The organism is Candidatus Methanoplasma cognatum (assembly GCA_009777615.1).
GTDB classification, from domain to species: domain Archaea; phylum Thermoplasmatota; class Thermoplasmata; order Methanomassiliicoccales; family Methanomethylophilaceae; genus Methanoplasma; species Methanoplasma cognatum.
The window spans coordinates 96,582-115,970 of record WRLM01000001.1 but is presented as its reverse complement, the minus strand read 5'-3'; the positions used below and the strand labels follow the sequence as shown (position 1 = coordinate 115,970).

General features: G+C 51.0%; 21 protein-coding genes and 1 tRNA gene. 12 read left to right on the top strand and 10 right to left on the bottom strand.

Features of this window, described 5'->3' with window-relative positions:
* The first annotated feature begins 75 nt into the window (after window positions 1–75).
* The gene (locus FWG96_00465; protein ID MCL2031740.1) at window positions 76–369 is read left to right on the top strand and encodes a DUF357 domain-containing protein; all 294 of its coding nucleotides are present in this window, start codon (window positions 76–78) and stop codon (window positions 367–369) included.
* Here FWG96_00465 and FWG96_00460 read toward each other — a convergent pair.
* The 4 genes from FWG96_00460 to FWG96_00445 all read right to left on the bottom strand — a co-directional run bounded on the left by FWG96_00460 (window position 353) and on the right by FWG96_00445 (window position 3,720).
* Entirely contained in the window at window positions 353–1,213 is an 861-nt protein-coding gene (locus FWG96_00460; protein ID MCL2031739.1) for a pantothenate kinase, read from the bottom strand. The two genes, FWG96_00465 and FWG96_00460, sit on opposite strands and share 17 nt — an antisense overlap.
* Window positions 1,210–2,403, bottom strand: coding sequence for a bifunctional phosphopantothenoylcysteine decarboxylase/phosphopantothenate--cysteine ligase CoaBC (gene coaBC / locus FWG96_00455; GenBank protein ID MCL2031738.1), 1,194 nt, complete (start codon window positions 2,401–2,403; stop codon window positions 1,210–1,212). The genes FWG96_00460 and coaBC overlap by 4 nt, the downstream gene beginning before the upstream one ends.
* A complete protein-coding gene (gene tmk, locus FWG96_00450; protein MCL2031737.1) occupies window positions 2,400–3,347 on the bottom strand; it encodes a dTMP kinase in 948 nt (315 codons plus the stop codon). Before tmk ends, coaBC begins: the two co-directional genes overlap by 4 nt.
* Before the next feature lie 73 nt (window positions 3,348–3,420).
* Window positions 3,421–3,720, bottom strand: a complete 300-nt coding sequence (locus tag FWG96_00445; protein ID MCL2031736.1) for a DUF167 domain-containing protein — start codon at window positions 3,718–3,720, stop codon at window positions 3,421–3,423.
* Between the two features lie 129 nt (window positions 3,721–3,849).
* On the opposite strand from FWG96_00445, the gene FWG96_00440 reads away from it, so the two are divergent.
* Complete coding sequence (locus tag FWG96_00440; protein MCL2031735.1) at window positions 3,850–4,587, top strand: hypothetical protein; 738 nt, start codon at window positions 3,850–3,852, stop codon at window positions 4,585–4,587.
* On the opposite strand, the gene FWG96_00435 is transcribed toward FWG96_00440, so the two are convergent.
* Together FWG96_00435 and FWG96_00430 are read right to left on the bottom strand one after the other, a co-directional pair.
* Complete coding sequence (locus FWG96_00435; GenBank protein ID MCL2031734.1) at window positions 4,571–5,332, bottom strand: MBL fold metallo-hydrolase; 762 nt, start codon at window positions 5,330–5,332, stop codon at window positions 4,571–4,573. The two genes, FWG96_00440 and FWG96_00435, sit on opposite strands and share 17 nt — an antisense overlap.
* A gap of 6 nt (window positions 5,333–5,338) precedes the next feature.
* Window positions 5,339–5,821, bottom strand: a complete 483-nt coding sequence (locus FWG96_00430; GenBank protein MCL2031733.1) for a CBS domain-containing protein — start codon at window positions 5,819–5,821, stop codon at window positions 5,339–5,341.
* A 115-nt stretch (window positions 5,822–5,936) separates the two neighbouring features.
* On the opposite strand from FWG96_00430, the gene FWG96_00425 reads away from it, so the two are divergent.
* A tRNA-Lys gene (locus FWG96_00425) sits at window positions 5,937–6,010 on the top strand.
* A gap of 32 nt (window positions 6,011–6,042) precedes the next feature.
* On the opposite strand, the gene FWG96_00420 is transcribed toward FWG96_00425, so the two are convergent.
* From FWG96_00420 to FWG96_00410, 3 genes are all read right to left on the bottom strand, one after another.
* Window positions 6,043–7,026 (bottom strand): Fic family protein, encoded by a 984-nt coding sequence (locus tag FWG96_00420; GenBank protein ID MCL2031732.1) that lies wholly within the window; start codon window positions 7,024–7,026, stop codon window positions 6,043–6,045.
* A gap of 311 nt (window positions 7,027–7,337) precedes the next feature.
* Window positions 7,338–8,663 carry an ATP-binding protein gene (locus FWG96_00415; protein MCL2031731.1) on the bottom strand — a complete coding sequence of 442 codons (1,326 nt, stop codon included), beginning with the start codon at window positions 8,661–8,663 and terminating at the stop codon, window positions 7,338–7,340.
* Between the two features lie 210 nt (window positions 8,664–8,873).
* Entirely contained in the window at window positions 8,874–10,229 is a 1,356-nt protein-coding gene (locus tag FWG96_00410) for an AAA family ATPase (GenBank protein MCL2031730.1), read from the bottom strand.
* 376 nt (window positions 10,230–10,605) lie between these two features.
* Here FWG96_00410 and FWG96_00405 point away from each other — a divergent pair, with 376 nt between their 5' ends.
* The 6 genes from FWG96_00405 (at window position 10,606) to nadE (ending at window position 16,086) form a co-directional block, all read left to right on the top strand.
* Window positions 10,606–11,577, top strand: a complete 972-nt coding sequence (locus FWG96_00405; protein MCL2031729.1) for a homoserine dehydrogenase — start codon at window positions 10,606–10,608, stop codon at window positions 11,575–11,577.
* A 207-nt stretch (window positions 11,578–11,784) separates the two neighbouring features.
* Window positions 11,785–12,501 (top strand): NUDIX domain-containing protein, encoded by a 717-nt coding sequence (locus tag FWG96_00400; GenBank protein MCL2031728.1) that lies wholly within the window; start codon window positions 11,785–11,787, stop codon window positions 12,499–12,501.
* Window positions 12,501–13,034, top strand: coding sequence for a cysteine hydrolase (locus FWG96_00395; protein ID MCL2031727.1), 534 nt, complete (start codon window positions 12,501–12,503; stop codon window positions 13,032–13,034). Before FWG96_00400 ends, FWG96_00395 begins: the two co-directional genes overlap by 1 nt.
* Window positions 13,024–13,824 (top strand): hypothetical protein, encoded by an 801-nt coding sequence (locus FWG96_00390; protein MCL2031726.1) that lies wholly within the window; start codon window positions 13,024–13,026, stop codon window positions 13,822–13,824. The genes FWG96_00395 and FWG96_00390 overlap by 11 nt, the downstream gene beginning before the upstream one ends.
* Window positions 13,817–15,301: a nicotinate phosphoribosyltransferase gene (locus tag FWG96_00385; GenBank protein MCL2031725.1), complete on the top strand. Its 1,485-nt coding sequence runs from the start codon at window positions 13,817–13,819 to the stop codon at window positions 15,299–15,301. Before FWG96_00390 ends, FWG96_00385 begins: the two co-directional genes overlap by 8 nt.
* An 11-nt stretch (window positions 15,302–15,312) precedes the next feature.
* Window positions 15,313–16,086: an NAD(+) synthase gene (gene nadE, locus FWG96_00380; GenBank protein ID MCL2031724.1), complete on the top strand. Its 774-nt coding sequence runs from the start codon at window positions 15,313–15,315 to the stop codon at window positions 16,084–16,086.
* A 74-nt stretch (window positions 16,087–16,160) separates the two neighbouring features.
* Here nadE and FWG96_00375 read toward each other — a convergent pair whose 3' ends face one another.
* Window positions 16,161–16,532, bottom strand: a complete 372-nt coding sequence (locus FWG96_00375; GenBank protein ID MCL2031723.1) for a DUF1801 domain-containing protein — start codon at window positions 16,530–16,532, stop codon at window positions 16,161–16,163.
* A 227-nt stretch (window positions 16,533–16,759) separates the two neighbouring features.
* Between FWG96_00375 and FWG96_00370 the strand changes: the two genes are divergently transcribed.
* From FWG96_00370 to FWG96_00360, 3 genes are all read left to right on the top strand, one after another.
* A complete protein-coding gene (locus FWG96_00370) occupies window positions 16,760–16,981 on the top strand; it encodes a hypothetical protein (GenBank protein ID MCL2031722.1) in 222 nt (73 codons plus the stop codon).
* Window positions 16,962–17,273 carry a YbjQ family protein gene (locus FWG96_00365; GenBank protein MCL2031721.1) on the top strand — a complete coding sequence of 104 codons (312 nt, stop codon included), beginning with the start codon at window positions 16,962–16,964 and terminating at the stop codon, window positions 17,271–17,273. Before FWG96_00370 ends, FWG96_00365 begins: the two co-directional genes overlap by 20 nt.
* A 283-nt stretch (window positions 17,274–17,556) precedes the next feature.
* Window positions 17,557–19,113, top strand: a complete 1,557-nt coding sequence (locus FWG96_00360) for a DUF4139 domain-containing protein (protein ID MCL2031720.1) — start codon at window positions 17,557–17,559, stop codon at window positions 19,111–19,113.
* Window positions 19,114–19,389: the final 276 nt, after the last annotated feature.

Below are 19,389 nucleotides of genomic sequence, written 5' to 3'. Positions count from 1 at the left end.
CTCTGAAAACCGCCCGCCGCTTGCGGTATGGCGGCAATAGTCAAACTTTTATCATCGGGCATTGTTGCGTAACCGATGAAAGATACCATTTCAGAAGAAAGGATTGACAGATATCTTGAGATCACAAAGAAAGCGCTGGAAAAGCTGAGGATAGCCGCCCCTGACAGGTCGTTCGGCAAAAGGCTTGCCGACGATTTCCTTGAGATGGCGACCTCATATTACAATGATGCGAAACATTTCAGGGGATCGGGAGACCTTGTCACGGCGTTCGCGGCGGTCAACTATGCGCATGGCTGGCTGGACTGCGGCGCCAGGATAGGATTGTTTGACGTCGGGGAAGATGACGTTCTTTTCACGCTTTTCGAATGATTCGGGCCGGCTCGCCGGTCGACGATGCTGAGAACATCCTGTTACCATCTCCCAGAATTTCCTCGACATCTTTGTCGGAGACATCGGTAAAAATACTGTTGCCGAGCATGCACATCGATGACCTTATTCCGTTGCCTTCGAGTATGTTCATCGCTTCGGCCACCTCCCTGCCTCTTACGCCGGCTTCGGCTGAGAATCTGCCGGATATTTCGAAAAGCCTCTCTTTGGTCCCGTTAGTAAGGAATGCACCCATTGCGGCGTCGCCCGCGTCACATATCACTCTCAGTCTTTCATCATCGCCGAGAACGCCGGCGGTGCTCAGCTTGCGCCCAAGAACGACCAGGGTCATTCTCTCAAATACTATCCCCCGATCGATAACACTCCCGATGGGCGGCAATCCTGCCTTAATCCTTATCGGAACATCCCCTTCGTGCATCAGCCCGGCGACATCCCCTAGCCCCCCTCCGCAGACGACCTCCGCCGTATGCGCCGCTTCGAAAGCCTCCTTCCTGCTTTTGCCGGTGATATCCGATAAGCAGAGAGCCGCGGCGACGGCCCCCGATGCGCTCATCCCGAACCCTTGACCCAGAGGGAGACCGCACTCGGCGTTCACCTCGAAATTTCGGTCCGGCGCCATATGCTCCAGGACATGCCTGGTTATCCTCGCGCCGTCGGCCTTTCCGTTGATCAGGACCTTTGTTCTTCCTGTTATCTCATCCGCATGGACGGTCGTGCCCAAGCTCAGCCTTACGCCGACGCCTCTTGATCCTCTCTCCAGGGTGTTCTCGGAAGCGGCGGGGGTGAAGAAGCAGGTTATGTGGGCCGGGCAGAACGCCGATGTCATACTATTTCCGCACAGTGGTTCAGTATCTCGTCGGACACTTCGATCTTCGTGCCCGTGATGTTCTTTGACTGCTTGCTCGTGACCAGGATCACCGAGGATGTTGACCTGCCCGCGTCATCGACGTCGTTGGCGACCACCGCCCTGAGATCATATTCCTCCATCCTCGCCCTCGCCTTCTTTTCCAGTTCGGCCAGGGTGAGCCCCGCTTCCGCCTTGAATCCGATGACGTTCCTGCATTTTTTCCTTATCATGGGAAGGACCTTCGGGACCGGCATCAGCTCCAGATCGAAGGGCTTATCGCTGGGTATCTTTCCTTCTCTCTTAATTGCCGGGGTGAAATCCGCCAAAGCGGCAGGCATTATCGTAATATCGTGGTCTATTCCGTCTACCATCTCTACTAGATCGGACACTGCGGAGAATCTTTTTACCTTCAGGAAGTCCGGCAGCGCTACGTTGCAACCTCCCATCCAAAGCTCCACATCCGCCCCTCTCTCAAAGGCGCGCTGCGCAAGTGCCAGAGCCATTTGGCCTGTGGACCTGTTGGTTATCATTCTCATGGAATCTATCGGCTCCTCGCTCCTTCCTCCTATCACCAGTATGCGGCGGCCGGCGAGATCGTTCCTCGACAGGAGTTTCACCGCCCACGATACTATCTCATCCCTGGAAGCGGCTCTTGCTCTGACCCCGTCCCTGTGCGGCCCTATTATATGCACTCCCCACTCCGCGAGGAGTTCGAGGTTCTTCGACACCGCGGGGTTGTCGTACATCAGCTCATGCATTGCGGGCGCGACCGCTACGGGTATCTTCCCTCCGAGCGCGATCACCGCCATCGACGTCACTGCTGTGTCGTCTATTCCGTGCGCCATCTTCGATATTGTGTTGGCTGTCGCGGGATAGACGATGAACAGGTCGGCGGCGGAAGGGTCCCCGAGATGGGTGACGTGCTCCGTCTGTCCGGTGAGCTCCGTGATCGGTTTTATTCCAGCGGCGAACTCTACCGCATCCGGCGCCGCAAGCTTAGCTCCGCTCGGGGTCATCACCGGGATCACTTTGGCCCCGTGCCTCACCAGTTCCCGTATCACGGAGAAGCATTCCGTCGCGGCTATGCTTCCGGTTATCCCGATGACTATGGTCTTTCCTCTCAGTCTGCTGCTCTTCTCACAAAATATCTCTTCTGACGGGTGCATCATGATCTCTCCTTCAACTTTTTGATTATCTTGTCGGCTATCTCTGCCTGGCTCTCTTCGGCGTCCACTATCATGAAGTCGAACTCGTCGGCGAGCCTCAGGTACTCCCTTCTTGTGTTCTCCAAGAACTTGGATTCCTCGAATTTGCTAAGCTCCCCCCTTTCTCCTATCCTGCTCAGGCCCTTTTTCGGGTCTATGTCCAAAAGCACGGTGAGGTCCGGCGCGGCAATGACCGGCATGTTAAGGGATATCAGCCACTCCCTGTCCAGCGCCTCTCCGTTCAGTCCGGAGGACTGGTATGCGACCGTGGATGCGAAATACCTGTCGCATATCACGACGCGGCCTTCCTCTTTCCACTTAAGTATCCTTTCGGTGTGAACGGCGCGGTCGGCGACGAACAGGAGCGCCTCCGCCTTTTGGGAGATGTCCTTCACTCTCTTCTCTCTGATGAAGCTCCCTATCTCGTCATGGGTAGGCTCTTGGGTCACGACCACATCGTAACCCTCTTCCGCGAGTCTCTTCTCGATGGCCCTGCAGAGCGTCGACTTCCCCGCTCCGTCAATACCTTCGATGACAAGGAATGCTCCTCCCAAAAACACACTCTCCAAGATGGTATCATATACGCCTTTAATACCGCTTGCGTTGGCGGACAGCCTTTCCAGCAGCGTACCCAATGATTCCAGGTCCTTGATGTACTTCTTGCAGAGGAATGACAGTTTCGCCCGTATCTCATTATCATATTCCAGTCCGAGCGAAGATAATTGGCGCCCAAGTTCTCGGGCGATTGTCCCTCCCCTGCGGTCCCAGTCGGTCAGTATCACCGCTTTTTTACCAAGATCTGCCACATACTCGGCGGCTTTCATCGGTCCGCCTTCCGATTGTATCATGAAAACTTCGCCCGTTACCCCGATCATCCTCAGTGCTCTTTTGTCCTTGAGCCCCTCCACCAGAACGACGCGGTCCCTAGAAAGCTCTCTGAGATCCTCAAGTACTTCCTCTATCTCGGCCAGCCTCTCCTCGTCATTCGTTGTGCTCCCTCAGCTTCAAAATTATAGCGGCGGGATCGCCTTCTATGAATACCGTTTTCTGCCTGCTCGTGTGCCCTGATATGACCGCTGACGGCGATCCGGTGGCCTTGAGGAACACTTCCTCCACCTCCTTATTGGCCTTTCCGTCAAGGGGCGGGGATCTCACTTTGACGATCAGCCTCTTTCTCCAGCCGTCGATCCCTTCCGTGCCGGACCTGCTCGATCTGGGAGACACCAGCACGTCCACCTCGATCCCCGAATCCCTGATCCTGACCACTTCTTCAACAGACATTCGCTCTCGGTATCCTCGTCGGCCGTTATCTTTGTTTTCGTGTCTCGGCCCCGGAACCGCAACGGACCCTTCGGTCTGTTCGGGGCGGTGTGAATAAAACCATATATCGACAGGAAAATAGGGGTACAGATGTCAAAGAGCTCTGACCCCATGTCATTCGAAGACCTCGGCGCCGTATACAGGGTGGAAAAGAAATCCCCCATGCTGTCGGCGGTAAGGAAGGACCTGTACCCGGCGATGGCTGGCGTGGTCATAGGTCTCAGAGCCGAATATGAGAAACATCTCTCCGCCGATCCGGACTCGATAATATGCGAGGGAGTGAACCAGCGGCGCAAAAAGGCGGTGTCGCTTTCTAAAGAGATCGCCGAGATCCGGATGAGTAAGATAGCATCGCTGGCTCTTATCGGCGCGAGAGGCGGACAGAATGTGCTCGACCACCTTACTCCCGAAGAGAGGGAGTATTACAATGATGTCCTGAACATATCAAAAAAGCATCTCAGCCTGATGGATAAGCTGAGCGGCAAGAAGAAGTATGATACTCCGGACATTGACCCGGAACCAATTGCGATCAAGGTTCCGGAACCGGTCAGGGTCGAAGAAGAACCGGTGATCGAACCGGCCGCAGGGAATGAGGCCGAACCGCCGACGGCGGCGGAGGAAGCACCTGCGGACATGTCTGAACCGAAAGAAGAGATCTTTGAAGAGGACGAGACGATGGTCATAAGGATATTGGAGGACCTGCCGCCGTTCTCCGGTCCGGACCGCAATTATGAGTTATCAAAAGAGGACATCGTCAGAATGCCGAAGACAATGGCCATGGCGCTCATCCATAGGGATAAGGCAGAGCTGATCAGCCCCGCACCCTGAGTGTCCTCGTGTCTCCCTGGAACTCGAGACAGTCTATGCGCATCCTCTTCATCCCTGTTATCTCCGCCACCGTTTCCCTTGCTATGTCCGGGGCGTTGTTCGTTTTGCTGAGATGTGCCAGGAATATCTGTCGGCTGTCGTTCATCGTCCTTTTTATCGCTCCGGCGCAGTCGACGTTGGACAGATGGCCCACCTCGCTTGCGATGAGCCTTTTCAGGTACAGCGGGTAAGGGCCTTCCGCGAGCATTTTCTTATCATAGTTGGATTCGATCACAGCTACGTCGGCCTCCTTCAGCGCGTGCTCCACCTGGAAGGTCAGTTTTCCCGTATCGGTTGCCACAAGCACCCTCCTGTCCTCCGCTTCGACCAGGAAGGCGTTCGGCTCCGCCGCATTGTGGGATGTGGGAAGGGGGGTGATGTTCATGCTCCCGATGCAGAAGGATCCCATCGTTTTGATCTCCGCATACTCCACATTGCCGATCTCGCTGCATTCGAAGGTCGCTTTGTTGCACATTACCGGGATGCCGAACCTTCTGGACACAACGCCGGCGCCGGCAATGTGGTCCGTGTGCTCATGGGTAACCAGCAGGGCCCTCAGGGCTTTGCTGTCGACGCCTTCCTGCTCCATCAGCTTCGTTATTCTTTTACAGCTGATCCCGGCGTCTATCATTATGGCATCGTCTTCGAACTGTATGACTGTGCAATTCCCGTCGCTTCCGCTTGCAAGGACATGAACCTCGAACATCGGCCCTCAGACCTTTTTCTTGTATATGTAGAAGATAATATCCGATCTCGAGATAGCTCCCACAAGCACTCCCTTCTCCAGAACGGGGAGACGGTTCACGTTGAGCTGCATCATTTTTTTGAGGGCCTCGACGATCTTTTCGTCAGGGGATGTGGTAAGAACTGTTCTTGTCATCAGCTCTTCGACCTTCATTTCCGATATCGCCCTGTTGGCCTCGGCGAGGGCCGGGTCTGCGGTGACGCCGTCCATCGGCAGGCTGAGAAGGGAGTGGGGGCTCGTGTCCCTGTCCAGTTTGTCCTGGTATCTTAGGATCAGACCGAGAACGTCATTCTCGGTTATTACGCCGATGACATGGTTCCTGTTATCCACTACCGTCGCGCCGGTAGTGTTGTCCACAGCAAACTTTATCGTAGCCCGCTTTATCGTGTCTGTCGGCTTGACAGTCAGCACCTGAGTGGTCATTAGGTCCCTGACTCTGAGTTCTGTCATCATTTCCAGATATGCCACAGAAGATATATGCGTTTGTATTCGATGATCGCCGTACTCTGTGGCTCAGTGCAAAACAGACAGTTTTATTTACCATGATGCAATCAAGAGGCGCACGGGGCCTGTAGCTCAGCTAGGTAGAGCGATCGACTCTTAATCGATCGGTCAAGGGTTCGAATCCCTTCAGGCCCGCTTACTATTGTCAGATATCAAAATTCAATAGCTTATCTTTTGAAATATCTCTGATTTTTGCTTGTGGGCTTGTTCGGTTCTGTAAGCATAACTAACCCTGCCTCCATTGCGGGCCTGAGGTAGTTATTGCGGAAAGTATCGCGGGACTTAAGATTCAAACGTTCCATCAATTCTGCCGCACTCTGGGGATATGTTTCCAATACAGCCATCAGCTGGCGTACTCTTGTATCGATGTGATCTATGTGCGCCTGTGTGTCTGAAACTATGGCCTTTACTGCATCACGTATCGCTTCCAGCATGAAAACTATGAATATATTCACATTCGAACCTTTCTGTGATTCCATCAGAGTGTTGTAATACTCTGTCTGCCGTTCGCGAATGATGCTTTCGACAGGTATCCATGCAAAAATGGGTTTCCATTTCATCAATACGGCGGTCTGCCATAATCTTCCTATTCTTCCGTTACCGTCGCGGAACGGGTGGATACGCTCGAATTCGGTATGAAATATGCTGGATCTTATGAGAATATGCACATCTGAGGCCCTCAGCCATTCGAACAGATCGTTCATGTATCCCGGCAACATTGTCGGTCCTGGCGGAGTGAGGAGCTTTTTTCCATCGGAGTTGTATACTCCCACATCGACCGTGCGCAGCCTGCCGTTCTCTTCGACAAGGCCTTCCATCAATATCTTATGCACGTGCAGAAGATCGTTCATATCGAATGGGTTGATCTTCTCCAATTCGTTGTAGGCGGCTATGGCATTCTTTACCTCAAATATCTCATCCGGTGGTCCGAGGATCCGTTTCCCGTCGACTATGTCCGTTACCTGCCCTATTGACAGCGTATTGTTCTCTATCGCAAGTGATGAGTGTATCGTCTTAATGCGACCGATCCTTCGAAGACGTGGGAATTTCTCTAAGTTCTCAACGCCTTTGATGCTGCCCAGCATCTCCGATATCTCCGATATCAGATCGAGCATCTCGACGGTTATACTGAACGGCGGAATATATCCCATCTGCTTGTGCCTCCATGGCCTCTTCGTGCCTATGGTCGTATCGGTTTAAATATCTTACACATTATCTTACACATTATTCTACATGTTTTTATGATTTGCCGTTTTTGAAATCAGTTTTGCGCATATCGCTCCACAGTATGCAGTCTCCTCAAGTCCCCCTGAATCTTTATCGTTTCCGCCAGCAGACCTACTTCCCTACTATATCCCACGAATAATGAGTTAAATTCCCTACTATATCTCTCGAATGAAAACCACATATGCCACTTTCAAACCTGTAAGAAAAATGCTCAGAAGCCTGAGTTCGAATCCCCTCAGGCCCGCTCTGCATCAATTGGATTCTGGATGAACATTGCCATGTAGAGGGGCATCGTCACCTTCTTTCCCTCCACGCCAAGGTTCCCGTTGATCAATTTCAGTGCGTACTGCGGATCGTATCTTTCCACGAACTCATCCAGCGACGGGGTCCTTCCGTTCCCCGCTTTGACTTCTAAAGGAACGATCCCTCCTTTCTCGGTCAAAAGAAATTCGATCTCCTGTCTGTTCTCACCTGGTTTGTAGTAGTACAAGGGGATTTTCTTTTTGATCAAAAAGTCGGCGATCAAATTCTCATATACGCCTCCCTTCGCCGGACCTTTCAGCGTATTGTAAAAAAGTTGTGACTTCATCTCAAAACCATACATTGCGTTCAATATGCCTACGTCGGTCGCATACACTTTGAAATGTTCAGCATCCCTGTATGCAGGCAGCGGGAAGATGGGCGTATGGACCCTGTAGCAGAATTTTATAAGACCTGCGTCACTGAGCCAGTCCAGACTATTCTCGTATTTACTTGCTCTAGCTCCCTTTTCAACCTTGGAATATTGAAATTTTTTATTCTCCTTTGCTAACTGCGACGGTATGGATTCATAACAATGGGTTGCCTTGACCTTCTCGGGTTCGGAAAGGTATCTTGCGATGTCGTTTTTGTAGCTATCGATTATCCTCTCCTGCTCTTCTTGAACCAGCCCGAAGTTCTTCGTTTCATTGTAAATATTGATGACAGACGGCATGCCGCCCACTATCGCATATTCTCTTAATCTTTCCATCAGCACATCGTTACTGGATGCGGGAATCCGCTCTTTCTTATCGTAATACTCTTTAATGTATCCGACCGCAGTGTCATCGTAGCCCATCGCCCATAGGAACTCTTCGAAATCAAGGGAGAACATCTCCACTTGTCTTTCATACCCCACGGGGATGGACCTTGTTGTTTTGTATGCAACCCCCAGCATGGATCCGGAAGCGATACAGTCAAATCTGTCATCCTCAGCGATGAATTTTAAAGCGGTCCTTGCGTCCCCGCACTCCTGTATCTCATCCAGGAACAACAGGGTCTTACCTTCCTCGAAACGTACGGATCCGTCTATGGCAGTGATCCTTTTGATGATCTCATCCATTTTTAAGCTGCCCGCGAATACCTCTTTGTATCGCGGTTCAGAAAAGAAATTGAGTTCGACTATGTTCTCGTAATTCTGTTTTGCAAATTCTCTGATGATGAATGTCTTCCCGACCTGCCTGGCGCCCTTCACTAAAAGACACTCTTTTTTCTTTGCTTTCTTCCATTGCGAAAGTGTATCCATGAACTTTCTCTTGAGCATGATCGGCCTCCGAATATATCCAGATAGATATAACGAAGACATGATATACATAATTTTGCGTATGAAATTTTTAAAAATAGCGCATTTTTGCGTATGAAATTTTTAAAAATGACACTTTTTTGCATACAAATTTTTTGAAGGGGACAGCTATCTGCTACGGGAAGGTAGAACGGTCAACTCTTGATCGATCGGCCAAGGGTTCGAATCCCTTCAGGCCCGCTCATTGCGTACCATCAGTTTGTCTATATCGATCCTGAACAGGAATGCCACCGCAAACAAAGGATAATGCTCCACCCCCTTCTCATCGACATATATGTTGGTCTTTTCCAGTTTTATCCCCCTCTCGACCCCATATTTCTCCGACATTACGGAATCAAGCGACTTTGCCTTCGTGTTGTTCCCAGATTTGACCTCCACCGCCGTGACCCTGCCGTCGGGATTGAGTACGAAATCTAATTCCAGCTTGCCTTTCCTCTCAAAATAGGTCAGCATGACGCCGTTCTTCGAAAGCTCTTCGGCAGTTATGTTCTCCGCGATCGCGCCTTTGTTCACCTTTATCTCCCCATTATTTATCGCAATGGCCACTCCGTGCTCCATCATCGACATCAACAAGCCGGTGTCATGAAAATATATTTTGAAACTGTTCAACCTAAGGTTCGCTGCCAGCGGTGCATACGGTTCTTGAAGATTGTAGGAGTAGTCTATTATGCCTGCATCATGCAGCCAGTCGAGGCTGTTGCCGTATTCCCTCGCCCCCTCTCCCTGTTTCCAAGACGATATGTCCGAATACCTGAACCTTTTATTGTCTTTTGCCAGCTGTATGGGTATCAAACGCAGTATTTCCCTTATCTTCGACTTATCCTCTGTCGCAGCATACTTTGAGATGTCATCCTCATAACCATCAACGATCACCTTCTGCACCAGAGCGGCTTCGGCAAAACTATTGGTCCCCAAGAACCTATTCACGACTTCTGGCATACCGCCAAGGATCATATACCATCGATAATATTCATCCATCTTGTTTAAAATTGAATCCGATATCGGCTTTTTTTCCAGGATCGCTTCGGAAACATATGATATTACATCTTCACTTATGCCGAATGCCCATAGAAACTCCTCAAAATCCAAAGAGCGCATCTCTACCTTTGTCTCATATCCCACTGGGTATGAGGACACCTTTTTGTAATTCAGCCCCAACAAGGAGCCTGAAGCGATCACATCGAACCTCCCGTCAATGGAGAACGGCTTCAGCGATACGCGTGCGTTGGGGCAGGATTGTATCTCATCAAAAAAGATCAGAAGGTTTCCGGGTTCAAATTTCACCCATGGGAAATGTAAACTCAACTCCCTCACCAATGTGTCCGTATCGAGATTCCCATTGAATATTTCTGTCATTTGAGGCATGGTCTCAAAATTAATGTAGATGTAATTGTCGTAGTTCTTTTTTGCAAAGTCTTCTATGATGAAGGTCTTTCCTACTTGGCGAGGGCCTTTCACGAGAAGACAGTTTTTCTTAGGTTTATTCTTCCATTCGATAAGATAATCGGTCATCTTTCTTCTCAGCATAATGTTAAGTAATGGCCAGCAAGTATTTATTACTATTACTTCCCACGAATAATAGGTTAAATTCCCTATTATATACCACGAATAATAGGTTAAATTCCCTATTATATCCCACGAATAAAAACCACATATGCCACTTTCGAACCTGTAAGAAAAATGCTCAGAATACTTCTTTCAGCTAAAGAGCCTGCGTTCGAATCCCTTCAGTCCCGCTTTGTCATCAGATCTTTTTGTCTTCATTGATAGTAACAAACATGAACATTCGTAGGGTTGTTGGGATCAGAGATCTGCCCGACAGCAAAAGTGAGACGATATATATCAAAAACACATACAGAGTCGGCAAATACGCTTTGGCAAGTGGAAAAATGAAGTGGGTACCATGATAAACATTGCGATAATCGGGTTCGGCATTGTAGGTTCCGCCGCATATGAGGTTGCGGTTCAGAATGCCGGACTGATCGAGAAACGGGTCGGCGATTCGGTCAAAGTCAAAAAAATAGTGGACATACTCGACTTTGAGAATCACCCCGCACCGGAGCTGCTGACCAAGAACTTTGATGACGTTATGAACGACCCGACGATATCGATCGTCATTGAAACGATCGGCGGGGTTCGCCATGCTTACGAGTTTACCAAAAAGGCATTGATGGGCGGCAAAAGCGTCGTAACAAGCAACAAAGAGCTTGTGGCCATGCACGGCGTGGAACTCACAGAGATCGCAAAGAAGAACAACATCAGTTATCTTTTCGAGGCCAGCGTCGGCGGCGGAATTCCGATAATCCGCCCCCTCAAACAGTGTCTGGCGGCGAACGAAATCACAGAAATATACGGGATATTGAACGGAACCTCCAATTATATTCTGACGATGATGCGCGAGGAAGGGAAACCTTTCGCCGAGGCGCTGAAAGAAGCACAGGCAAAGGGCTATGCCGAGAACAACCCCACCGCCGACATCGAAGGCCATGACGCCGGCAGAAAAATAAGCATTCTGTCCTGGGTCGCGTTCGGGCAGACTGTTGATAGCGAAAAGATCGACAGAACGGGAATCAGCAATATCACGTCAGACGACATGGAAAAAGCAAAGGCCGCCGGTTGCGTGATCAAACTTATCGGCCGGGCCAAACTGATCAATGGCAAGGCCCATTGCACCGTTGCTCCCGAGCTCATACCCCTGAGCGATCCTTTGGCGATTGTCGACGGTGTGTACAACGCCATTGTCGTTCGGGGCAACTTCATCGGCGATGCCATGTTCTACGGGCACGGTGCCGGCGGAAGAGCGACCTCCAGCGCGGTCATGGGCGATGTGATCGAGATCGCCCGGGGCATAGTTGCATCCCGCAAGCGCGCATGAGCCGCAACGCTGCGGCGTACTCTGACAGCGCCGCCGGCGACGTTGCATCCCGCAAGCGCGCATGAGCCGCAACGGACACTTTTCGGGACGCTTTGCGTCCATACATTTTTCCTAAACAAAATACTTTTTGAATAAATTCGATAGAGAAAGTTTGATATATTAAATGTGATATTATCAAAATGATAATAACATAAACGAGGGATCTTCATGGACAGCATATTCGATTATGAGCACCCGTTCGTCTGTACCGATGCGGTCATTTTTACTGTAAAGACCGAGGAATCGGACAATTACAGGAAACTTCCCGGAACGGACCTGCAGATACTGCTCTACAAAAGAACGGCCGAGCCGTATCGGGGCAAATGGTGTTTGCCCGGCGGATTCCTGAACATAGACGAGATGCCGGAGGACAACATACGCCGGAAGATGTCGGAGAAGTCGTACGTCGACGAATGCTGGCTGGAACAGCTCTATACCTTTTGCGATCTGAAGAGGGATCCCCGTGCAAGGGTGCTTTCGATAGCATATCTCGGACTCATGAACGAGGCCGGAGCCATGAAGTACGAGGACAAAGCGGTATGGTTCACGGTCGTGTTCGACGCCGGTCAGAAACCGACCTTCAGGAGGGGGGACCTCCTGCTCAAAAGCAAGGATATCGGGTTCGACCACCTCAGCATCATTGAGGCCGCTTTAGAACGGATGCGGTCGAAGATCCTTTACACAGATATCGTTTTCAACCTGCTGCCGGAAGAATTCACCCTAACGCAGCTTCAGAACGTCTATGAGACCATCCTGGGAAAAAAGGACCAGGCGGCCAATTTCCGGCGCAAGATCGTGGATATGGTCCAAGAGACAGACAGATACACCGGCGACAAAGGGCACCGTCCCGCAAGGCTGTATACAAAAAGAAAGGAGGTTCAGTAATGAAAAGACTGTTGATAGTGGTCGATATGCAGAACGACTTCATCACGGGGTCGCTCGGCTCGCCGCAGGCACAGGCGGTCCTGCCGAATGTGAAGAAGAAGATCGAACTTTACAAAAAGAACGGTGACGATGTACTTTTCACCAGGGATACCCACAGCGATGACTATCTTGATACCCAGGAAGGAAGGTTCCTGCCTGTGGTCCACTGCATAGAAGGCACGGAAGGACATTCGATCGCGGATGAGCTTGATACCGAAGGCTGCCTCATGTTCGATAAACCAACCTTCGGTTCGCTGGAACTTGCAGAACAGGTTGCCGCCGGCGGCTATGATGAGATCGAACTCTGCGGCCTTTGCACGGATATCTGCGTCGTTTCCAACGCGCTCATCCTCAAGGCACAGCTGCCGGAGACCGTGATAACCGTTGACGCCGGGTGCTGCGCAGGCGTGACCGAAGAAAGCCACAAGGCCGCAGTTCTGACCATGAAGATGTGCCAGGTAAATATGATCAACGGGGATGAGAATGATGTTTAAGTTGAACGGTGTTCCTGTGCAGATAGAGCGGTATCCGGACGGGACGCCGAGGCTGAATATCACTGTCGATTCCAGTGAGGCAGAGATAGAGTGGCTCTATGAGAAAGATGAGGAGATGATGCTCTATTTCATAACGAGGCACCTGCGCGAACAGCGTGCGGTCAGTAAGCTGACGCTGTACATGCCCTATATCCCTCACGCCCGGATGGACCGTGTAAAGAACGAACAGGAAGTGTTCACGCTCAAATATTTCTGCGAATTCGTCAACCTCATGGAGTTCGATAAGGTCATCGTCAGGGACGCCCATTCGGATGTCTCCCTGTCGCTGCTGAACAACGTGGTCTCCGAGCCTATAGACGGGACCGTCAAGGAACTGGCCCTGCGTCTGCTCGATCCGCAGAAGGACATTGTCTTTTACCCGGACAAGGGAAGCTGCATGCGGTATTCGGGAATGATGGATCTCCCATATGCGTTCGGAGTTAAGGCCCGCGACTGGAACACAGGAATGATCACCGGCCTTGATGTACAGGGCGAACTGCCAGCCGCCCCCTTCGATGTGCTCATAGTGGATGACATATCGAGCTTCGGCGGCACTTTCCTCCGTTCGGCCAAGAAACTGAAGGAACTCGGCGCAGATAAGGTGTATCTGTACGTAACCCACTGCGAGAACTCCATTCTGAAGGGTGAACTGATAGACAGCGGTCTGCTTGAGAGAATCTTCACGACAAGAAGCATCTACACCGGGGAGCACCCGCTGATAGAAGTTATCGGAGGTGCTTTCAATGGATGATCTGAACCCCCTGCTCCTGCTGGACTACTACAAGACGACACACAACGAGCAGTATCCCGAAGGGATCACGAAGATAGTATCCTATTACACTCCGCGCATGTCCCGCATCACCGGGGAGAATGAACTGATCATGTTCGGCCTGCAGGCATTCGTCAAGGAGTATCTGATAGGGTCCTTCAACAAGAACTTCTTCGGCAGACCGAAGGAGGAAGTGCTGAGCGAATACGAACGCGTGATCGACAACACCCTCGGCAGGGACATCGTTAACTACGAGAAGATCGGGGGGCTGCACGACCTTGGTTATCTTCCGATCGAGATCAAAGCGGTGGACGAAGGTACGAGGGTCCCGGTCAAAGTGCCGATGTTCGAGATCACCAACACCCACACGGACTTTGCCTGGTTAGTTAACACGCTGGAGACGGCACTGAGCTGTTCGCTGTGGCACACACAGATTTCGGCCAATGTGGGGTACATGTACAGAAGGATAGTCGATGAATACTACAGTGTCAGCGTTGATGATGACATTCCGCGCAACCGTGCCCTGGGCGATTTCAGCATGAGAGGACAGGAAAGCTGCGAGAGCGCCGTTAAGTCAAGCGCGGGGTTCTGCCTGTCCTTCGTCAACACTGCCACTGTCCCGACGGTCCTTTTCCTGGAGAGGTACTACAACTGCAACTGCGAGAAGGAACCTGTCGCATTCGGTGCTATCTCCACTGAGCATTCGGTGATGAACAGCAACTACGCCGTGGACGGCAACGAGATAACAATGGTCAGAAGGCTGCTGAACGACATATATCCGGCGAACGGCTTCAGTATGGTGTCCGACAGCTACGACTACTGGAACATGGTAGATAAAATCATCCCCGCATGCAAAGAGGACATACTGAGGCACGACGGATACATCGGGATCAGAGGCGACAGCGGTGACCCTGTGGAGATAAGTACTGAAACTGTCAAAAGGCTGTGGGAGACGTTCGGCGGAAGAGTGAACAGCAAAGGCTACAGAGTACTGGACCCGCATATCAAAGTAATCTATGGAGATAGTATTACTCCTCAGAGGGCGGAAAGGATATACGACATACTCATAAAGAACGGGTTCGCCTGCAACAATGTGCTGCTGGGCGTGGGCAGCTTCTCCATGCAGTGCCTTGAGCAGGACGGCGTGCTGAAGCCTTTCACGAGAGATACCTTTGGCATTGCGATAAAGGCTACCTACTGCGAGGTCGAGGGCAGACCGGTACAGATATTCAAAGATCCTAAGACCGACACCGGGAACTTCAAGAGGTCCCAGAGGGGCATGTGCGTTGTGTACCGTGATAACGCCGGCAGCCTGAGTTACCAGGACGGTTACGATTCGGCGACCGTTGGGTCGTTCGAAGGTGAGAACCTGCTGAAGCCTGTATTCCGCGACGGCAGGATACTGAAAGAGCAGACCCTGCAGGAGATTCGCGGCATACTGCACGATGGCAGGTTTTGAAAGGTGAAAAAATGTTCGACGCAAAAGAAGTAAAGCAACAGATAGTGGAATGGATACGAGAATATTTTTACAACAACGGTTCACCCAAAACAAAAGCTGTCATCGGCATAAGCGGCGGCAAGGACAGCTCCGTTGTTGCGGCATTGTGCAAAGAGGCGCTTGGCAAGGGCCGGGTGCTGGGTGTTCTGATGCCGCACGGGGATCAGGATGATATCGACGTGGCGTTCGATCTCTGCAGTACTTTGGAAATGGAATACGTAGTTATCAACATCAAAGATTCAGTACGGGGCCTGTACGACGAGACTGCCGCTGCCGGACTGATCCTGAACGATGTCGCCGTGTTCAATACCCCCGCACGGATACGGATGGCGGCACTTTATGCCGTTTCAGGAATTGTGGGCGGAAGAGTTGCCAATACCTGCAACCTCAGCGAGGACTGGGTCGGTTACGTGACGAAATTCGGCGACTCGGCGGGCGACTTCTGTCCCCTTTCAGATCTGACCGCATCGGAAGTGAAAGCCGTAGGCAGAGAGCTGGGCCTTGCTTCTACGTTCATAGACAAAACGCCTATAGACGGCCTCTGCGGTAAGACCGATGAGGAGAGCTTCGGCTTTACATATGATGTTCTGGACCGATATTTGCGTGAAGGCATCTGCGAAGACAAAAGTGTGAAAGAAAGGATCGATAAGCTCCACGAGGCCGGCCTGCATAAAGTAAGGCCTTTGCCAACGTTCCGGTTGGGCAGTCAGGTATCCAAAGAGACGACGGTCAAAAAAGGAGTGTAAAAGCAATGCTCGGGGCGACAACGGGGTCTGAAAAAAGGATGGCGGCGTCTGAAAAAAGGCCGTCTGCGCTTCTTTTACCTGCCGAGAGATGCAAATGATTTGATGACATATTCCTTTACGCTTTGCATCACTCTGGCTGTGGAATTTTCATCTCCGTATTTGATGCTCACGCACCGTTTGCCGAAAGTGCAGCCCGGTAACAGTTCAGATAGGTCCGATATTCTGGCCTCGTCATAAAAATGCACTGAAAAATGTCCTTTCGCGGCGGATATTGCCACATATCCGTCGTATAGCTTCGCCCCAAACTTCCACATCGGCATACCGTAGCTTATCGCGGGTTCGATGTCGGGAAATTCAGCATTCATAAAATCTATGAATTTGATCACAGCTTTTCCTCCGTTTTCATTTAAGCTGTTAACATACTCGCTTATTGTGATCATTTTCATAATAATGAACCCCCTTCTGCGGATATAAATCAAGCTGCAAGACTTCCGCACAAACTGGAATTGATCAGAGGCGGATGGAATCCCAGGGCCTCTTGGGCGTTTTTCATAACAGAGCTGGCCCAGAATTTAAATGCTGAAGATATATAGCGTACTTTGATGGCATTCGGGGGGCTGAATCCTTCAGGTCTTCCTGAAAGCCGTATAAAGAACAAACCCGGTGAGGAAACATGGAAAAAAGACTGGTCGCCCCCGCGATAATAACGTTTTGCATGATTCTATTGTGCATTCTTTTTGCGATTCCGTTCCTTATCTTTGACGTTATGGGCCTTTGGGTACAGATCCTGACCCTGGCATTCTTACTTGTGGCCATCGGCGTCTGTGTTTTCGTGCTGTGGGAAAGAGTAAAAGAAATAAGAAGCGGTGAAGAAGATGATCTTGGTAAGTACTAACTATATCACAGGAAAGGAACTGGAAATGCTTGGACTCGTAAAGGGCAGCACTGTCCAGACAAAGCACATCGGAAAGGACATCACGCAGGGACTCAAGAGCGTGGTGGGCGGGGAGCTGAAAGCGTACACGGAGATGATGGACGAGGCGAGGGCCATAGCGACAAAGAGAATGGTCGGAGAGGCGGAGGCCCTCAAGGCGGACGCTATCGTGAATGTCCGTTATTCAACGTCATCGATCGTTGCCGGCGCGGCAGAGGTCATTGTGTACGGGACGGCCGTAAGGTTCGCCTGAATATCCGCCCCATACAGCGCCCTCCGAACATGCGCGGAAGGCATCAGAAGGCCGGGAGCTTACGTATTCCTTCATGGGTGGCAGCGGCGGCGATGTCGGCAAAGGATTCTTGAATAACATTCAAAAGGGACTGAAGGAACTCAAGAAATGATCCGCATGCAGGCTTCTTGGGGTTAGGTCATAGCTCAAGCGCAGCAGAGATTCATGAAAAAGCCCTGCGGCGACGACGTTGCGATAATACGTTTTATATTGACTATTTACTTTCTATTGCAGAGGAATATACATGGCAAGCGAGATCACACAAGCAGTAGTGTACCTGAGCGGCGCACAGATCACAAGGACGCGGACCTTCAAACTTAAAAGCGGGACCAATAAAGTGGCATTCGGCGACCTCCCGCTCGACATGAACGGGCGGAGCATAACCGCATCCTCGGACGGGAAGTGTTTCGTGCAGTCCGTTTCACACAGCACCGTATACGCAAAGACGGAGAACAAGCGCATATCGGAACTCTATGCGAAGCTGGAGAAGCTCAAGGGCGAGCTGAGTATAGAAAGGAGTATGTTCGGCGTGCTCACAGAAGAAGAGAACCTGATAAGGAAGAACGCCCAGACACCTGACGGAAAGACATTCAGATCCGAAGACATGAAAGACGCCGTCCTCTTTTTCAGAGAAAGGATGGCATCGCTTTGCGGCGAGAAGTTCGAATCGCAGAAGAAGATCGAGAAGCTTTCATACGAGATATCCAAAATAGAATCACAGATCGGCGCGGACGACCGGGGCCGAAGAAGGTCCCAGGTGGAAATAGAGGTGCATTGCGACGGCGACACCGAATCGGAGCTCACGATATCCTATTTCATTCACAATGCAAGATGGATACCGTATTACGACATAAGAGTGAAGGATATAGGAAGTCCCCTGTCCCTCGCTTCCAAGGCCATCGTGTACCAGAACACAGGAGAAGACTGGAACAACATTGACATAATACTGTCCACCGGGAACCCGTCGCTGAGCGGCAACCTGCCCGACCTGAGGCCATGGTACATAGACTTCTACGTACCCTATGCCCCCGAGCCCAGTCCCGAATGGAACACGGCGTACCAAGCGGCGCCGTCCATGAGGCTGAGGAAGTCCGCCGAGATGCCGGTTTGTGCGGATCTATGCGTGGAGGAATGTGCCAGCGATGCATTGACTGTGAAACCTGCCGCTCCTCTCGCAGTCCAGACTGAAAGTGTGGCAAGTGTGGAGTACACGCTGCCCGTTCCGTACACAGTATTGTCGTCGGAAACTGGAAAGACCGTGGACATACTGACGCATGAGCTCAAGGCCAGTTACCAGTACAGGTGCGTAAGGAAGTTGGAAAAGGATGTGTTCCTTGTCGCGGAAGTCAAAGACTGGACGCACCTGAACCTCCTCGCCGGGAATGCGAACGTTTTCTTTGAGGACAAGTACGTGGGCGAGATACACGTGGACCCGAGAAAGGCGGAGGAAGGACTCCGGATATCCCTGGGAAGGGATAAGAACATCATCGTCACGAGGGTCAGAGGAAAGGACTATACGTCGACATCCACAATGGGTTCCTCGGCCAAGGCCAGCAGGGAGTGGACGATCAACGCGAGGAACCTCAGGAAACAGGATATCGATATAACCATTGAGGATCAGATACCTGTGTCTGCTAACAAGGACATCACGGTGGACGCCGTCAATGTGTCCGGGGCGGAGCTTGACAAAGAAACAGGGAAGCTGACCTGGAAGTTCACGCTGAGTCCCGCCGATTCCAAGGTCCTATCCGTAAAATACATGGTCACATACCCGAAGAACAGGACAGTAATCCTGGAGTGATAACACAGCGCCTCACGGTTCGGAAAGGTCAGAGGAAAAGAGAGATCGAACAATACGCCGCCCATATCCGCATAATAACGGTGGGTCCGAGGGCGGCATAAACCTCCTTTTTCTCAACTTTGCGGCCCTCAAGAGAAACTATTCAATTTCTTTATCTTCTCGGGAGGATGACACTTTTCCTATCTTTGTTCTCTCCTTCGGCCTTTTTCTTATTACTGCTTTTTATTGAGAAATTATTTATGAGTTGCATTAAATCAGTATGAATTGTAAATGATC